3 rRNA genes are annotated in these 5,654 nt (G+C 48.9%); all 3 read left to right on the forward strand.

Going from position 1 to position 5,654, the window contains the following annotated elements:
- Nucleotides 1-316: 316 nt before the first annotated feature.
- The 3 genes from O1D97_RS18325 (at nucleotide 317) to rrf (ending at nucleotide 5,511) form a co-directional block, all read left to right on the forward strand.
- A 16S ribosomal RNA gene (locus O1D97_RS18325) occupies nucleotides 317-1,854 on the forward strand.
- Between the two features lie 393 nt (nucleotides 1,855-2,247).
- Nucleotides 2,248-5,135: ribosomal RNA gene (locus O1D97_RS18330) — 23S ribosomal RNA — on the forward strand.
- Between the two features lie 261 nt (nucleotides 5,136-5,396).
- Nucleotides 5,397-5,511: ribosomal RNA gene (gene rrf, locus O1D97_RS18335) — 5S ribosomal RNA — on the forward strand.
- Together the 16S, 23S and 5S rRNA genes form the textbook arrangement of a ribosomal RNA operon.
- Nucleotides 5,512-5,654 lie beyond the last annotated feature (143 nt).

Raw genomic sequence — 5,654 nt, forward strand, 5'->3', positions numbered from 1 at the left:
AGGTTGCACTAAATCTGTAGATCCTTAATATACGCCCTCGCTGACACGGACAACCACTCAGAACAACGAGTAAGCGTCCAACAAGAAAAACAACACAGTTTGTTCTTCTTGTCTTATTTTAGTTAGCACGCTCTTTAAAATAGTTAATCAGATAATTTGTGTGGGCGCTCGCTGGAGACTTCGAAAATATTTTGAAGTCTTACGAGAGTCCAAACACTTTCAATTCGTTCATGTTTGTTTGATTTATCAAACAAACATGTAAGTTTAGTTAGAGTTAAATTTGAGTAAGCACGCTGATTTATCAGCAAAAGATCTTAAACTGAAGAGTTTGATCATGGCTCAGATTGAACGCTGGCGGCAGGCTTAACACATGCAAGTCGAGCGGAAACGATGTAGCTTGCTACAGGCGTCGAGCGGCGGACGGGTGAGTAACGCGTAGGAATCTGCCTAGTAGTGGGGGACAACATGTGGAAACGCATGCTAATACCGCATAATCCCTACGGGGGAAAGGAGGGGATCTTCGGACCTTTCGCTATTAGATGAGCCTGCGTGAGATTAGCTAGTTGGTAGGGTAAAGGCCTACCAAGGCGACGATCTCTAGCTGGTCTGAGAGGATGACCAGCCACACTGGGACTGAGACACGGCCCAGACTCCTACGGGAGGCAGCAGTGGGGAATATTGGACAATGGGCGCAAGCCTGATCCAGCCATGCCGCGTGTGTGAAGAAGGCCTTAGGGTTGTAAAGCACTTTCAGAGGGGAGGAAAGGTAATTGATTAATACTCGATTGCTGTGACGTTACCCTCAGAAGAAGCACCGGCTAACTCTGTGCCAGCAGCCGCGGTAATACAGAGGGTGCAAGCGTTAATCGGAATTACTGGGCGTAAAGCGCGCGTAGGTGGTTTGTTAAGTCGGATGTGAAAGCCCAGGGCTCAACCTTGGAATGGCACCCGATACTGGCAGGCTAGAGTACGATAGAGGAGTGTGGAATTTCCTGTGTAGCGGTGAAATGCGTAGATATAGGAAGGAACATCAGTGGCGAAGGCGACACTCTGGATTGATACTGACACTGAGGTGCGAAAGCGTGGGGAGCAAACAGGATTAGATACCCTGGTAGTCCACGCCGTAAACGATGTCTACTAGCCGTTGGGTTGTAATGACTTAGTGGCGAAGCTAACGCGATAAGTAGACCGCCTGGGGAGTACGGCCGCAAGGTTAAAACTCAAATGAATTGACGGGGGCCCGCACAAGCGGTGGAGCATGTGGTTTAATTCGACGCAACGCGAAGAACCTTACCTACTCTTGACATCCAGTGAATCCGAAAGAGATTTTGGAGTGCCTTCGGGAACACTGAGACAGGTGCTGCATGGCTGTCGTCAGCTCGTGTTGTGAAATGTTGGGTTAAGTCCCGTAACGAGCGCAACCCTTATCCTTATTTGCCAGCACTTCGGGTGGGAACTTTAAGGAGACTGCCGGTGACAAACCGGAGGAAGGTGGGGACGACGTCAAGTCATCATGGCCCTTACGAGTAGGGCTACACACGTGCTACAATGGCGCATACAGAGGGCTGCGAACTAGCGATAGTAAGCGAATCCCACAAAGTGCGTCGTAGTCCGGATTGGAGTCTGCAACTCGACTCCATGAAGTCGGAATCGCTAGTAATCGTGAATCAGAATGTCACGGTGAATACGTTCCCGGGCCTTGTACACACCGCCCGTCACACCATGGGAGTTGATTGCTCCAGAAGTAGCTAGCTTAACCTTTCGAGGAGGGCGGTTACCACGGAGTGGTCAATGACTGGGGTGAAGTCGTAACAAGGTAGCCCTAGGGGAACCTGGGGCTGGATCACCTCCTTAAACGATACGAAGCTCTGGTGAGCGTTCACACAAATTATCTGATGACTACTTTATAGCAGCAATTGTTCTAGGATAGAGTCCTAAGCAAGGGGTTGATGAAAGCGATTATGTGATGACCAGTCATCATAATGTTCGCGTTATTCATGAATGTCTGACTTAGTGCTTTGCACTAAACTTGCTCTTTAACAATGTGACTTTTTGAAATAGACGATAATCAAGCGTCAAACCGGTGGAAAGCATCTTTCTCTTTATTGAGAATAACCTGGATGACTTTCTAAATCGTAAAATCCAGTGATGACACAAAAGCATCGTTGGTATGTGATCTGAGTGTTGTTTTGATACTGACTTTTCTTTTAGAAAAGTGAGGGATTAAAAAACTACTTTGGGTTATATGGTCAAGTGACCAAGCGTGCACGGTGGATGCCTTGGCAGTCAGAGGCGATGAAGGACGTGGTAATCTGCGATAAGGTTCGGGGAGTTGATAAACAAACTTTGATCCGAACATTTCCGAATGGGGAAACCCACCCGCTTGCGGGTATCATTAAGTGAATACATAGCTTAATGAGGCGAACTCGGGGAACTGAAACATCTAAGTACCCGAAGGAAAAGAAATCAACCGAGATTCCCTAAGTAGCGGCGAGCGAAAGGGGATTAGCCCTTAAGTTGATTTGGTGTTAGTAGAACAAGCTGGAAAGCTTGGCCGTAGAGAGTGAAAGCCTCGTATACGAAAACACCTTTTCAATGAAAACGAGTAGGACGGGACACGTGGTATCCTGTCTGAACATGGGGGGACCATCCTCCAAGGCTAAATACTCCTGACTGACCGATAGTGTACCAGTACCGTGAGGGAAAGGCGAAAAGAACCCCGGCGAGGGGAGTGAAATAGAACCTGAAACCGTGTACGTACAAGCAGTGGGAGCGGACTTAGTTCCGTGACTGCGTACCTTTTGTATAATGGGTCAACGACTTATTTTCAGTAGCAAGGTTAACCATTTAGGGGAGCCGTAGAGAAATCGAGTCTTAATAGGGCGTTTAGTTGCTGGGAATAGACCCGAAACCGGGCGATCTATCCATGAGCAGGTTGAAGGTTGGGTAACACTAACTGGAGGACCGAACCCACATCCGTTGAAAAGGCTGGGGATGACTTGTGGATAGGAGTGAAAGGCTAATCAAGCTCGGAGATAGCTGGTTCTCCTCGAAAGCTATTTAGGTAGCGCCTCGTATCTCACCATTGGGGGTAGAGCACTGTTTGGGCTAGGGGGTCATCCCGACTTACCAACCCCATGCAAACTCCGAATACCAATGAGTGCAATTACGGGAGACACACGGCGGGTGCTAACGTCCGTCGTGGAAAGGGAAACAACCCAGACCGTCAGCTAAGGTCCCAAAGTTACAGTTAAGTGGGAAACGATGTGGGAAGGCTTAGACAGCTAGGAGGTTGGCTTAGAAGCAGCCATCCTTTAAAGAAAGCGTAATAGCTCACTAGTCGAGTCGGCCTGCGCGGAAGATATAACGGGGCTAAAACTGTACACCGAAGCTACGGATGCAAGATTTATCTTGCATGGTAGAGGAGCGTTCTGTAAGCCGTTGAAGGTCAAGCTGTAAGGCAGGCTGGAGGTATCAGAAGTGCGAATGTTGACATGAGTAACGATAAGGGGAGTGAAAAACTTCCCCGCCGGAAGACCAAGGTTTCCTGTCCCATGCTAATCAGGGCAGGGTGAGTCGGCCCCTAAGGCGAGGCAGAAATGCGTAGTCGATGGGAAACAGGTTAATATTCCTGTACTTATGTATATTGCGATGGAGAGACGGAGAAGGCTAGGCTAGCACGGCGATGGTTGTCCGTGTTTAAGGTGGTAGGTTGAGAGCTTAGGTAAATCCGGGCCCTCTTAAGACCGAGAACTGATGACGAGTCCTCTTTTGGACGAAGTAGTTGATGCCATGCTTCCAGGAAAAACTTCTAAGCTTCAGATATACATGAACCGTACCCCAAACCGACACAGGTGGTCAGGTAGAGAATACCAAGGCGCTTGAGAGAACTCGGGTGAAGGAACTAGGCAAAATGGCACCGTAACTTCGGGAGAAGGTGCGCCGGTTAGTGTGAAGGATTTACTCCGTAAGCATTGATCGGTCGAAGATACCAGGTGGCTGCGACTGTTTATTAAAAACACAGCACTCTGCAAACACGAAAGTGGACGTATAGGGTGTGACGCCTGCCCGGTGCTGGAAGGTTAATTGATGGGGTTAGCGTAAGCGAAGCTCTTGATCGAAGCCCCAGTAAACGGCGGCCGTAACTATAACGGTCCTAAGGTAGCGAAATTCCTTGTCGGGTAAGTTCCGACCTGCACGAATGGCGTAACGATGGCCACACTGTCTCCACCCGAGACTCAGTGAAATTGAAATCGCAGTGAAGATGCTGTGTATCCGCGGCTAGACGGAAAGACCCCGTGAACCTTTACTATAGCTTCACAGTGAACTTTGAACCTACTTGTGTAGGATAGGTGGGAGGCTTTGAAACTAGGACGCCAGTTCTAGTGGAGCCAAACTTGAAATACCACCCTGGTATGTTTGAGGTTCTAACTCAGGTCCCTTATCGGGATCGAGGACACTGTGTGGTGGGTAGTTTGACTGGGGCGGTCTCCTCCCAAAGAGTAACGGAGGAGCACGAAGGTGTGCTCAGCATGGTCGGAAATCATGCGTAGAGTGTAAAGGCAAAAGCGCGCTTAACTGCGAGACAGACACGTCGAGCAGGTACGAAAGTAGGTCTTAGTGATCCGGTGGTTCTGTATGGAAGGGCCATCGCTCAACGGATAAAAGGTACTCCGGGGATAACAGGCTGATACCGCCCAAGAGTTCACATCGACGGCGGTGTTTGGCACCTCGATGTCGGCTCATCACATCCTGGGGCTGAAGCCGGTCCCAAGGGTATGGCTGTTCGCCATTTAAAGTGGTACGCGAGCTGGGTTTAGAACGTCGTGAGACAGTTCGGTCCCTATCTGCCGTGGACGTTTGAGATTTGAGAGGAGCTGCTCCTAGTACGAGAGGACCGGAGTGGACGAACCTCTGGTGTTCCGGTTGTCACGCCAGTGGCATTGCCGGGTAGCTATGTTCGGACGGGATAACCGCTGAAAGCATCTAAGCGGGAAGCCTCCCTCAAGATGAGATCTCACTGGGACATAAGTCCCCTAAAGAGCCGTTGAAGACTACGACGTTGATAGGTTGGGTGTGTAAGTGCTGTGAGGCATTGAGCTAACCAATACTAATTGCTCGTGAGGCTTGACCATATAACACCAAAGTGGTTTTGAGTGATAAAGAGAGACTGAGAAAACTCGTAAAGAGAAGGGTCAAACGGCATCATGAAAAGATCATAGAGACACAGATTACGACAGCATCAGCAATGATGTGGCTGGTTTGATACTTGGTTATCGCTATTTCAAAAAAAGCATTGTTAAAGATTCAAGCACGTATTGGCGTGTTGTGAGTGAACCTGCTGGATTAAGCCTAACGGCTTAACACAGACACTCAGAACGAACGCAACCCGTTTGCTTGACGATCATAGAGACGTTGAACCACCTGATCCCATCCCGAACTCAGAAGTGAAAAGCGTCATCGCCGATGGTAGTGTGGCATTCGCCATGTGAGAGTAGGTCGTCGTCAAGTTTTATTTAGAAAGCCCTGATTGCTCACGCAGTCAGGGTTTTTTTTCGTCTGTAGGTTGGCCTTTAGGCCAACAATAATGCCACACAGCATACCTATATCGACTAACATGATACTTTTTGTCGGGATGAATCCCGACTTACATC

The organism is Marinomonas phaeophyticola, from assembly GCF_026966905.1.
In the GTDB taxonomy this organism is placed as follows: Bacteria; Pseudomonadota; Gammaproteobacteria; order Pseudomonadales; family Marinomonadaceae; genus Marinomonas; species Marinomonas phaeophyticola.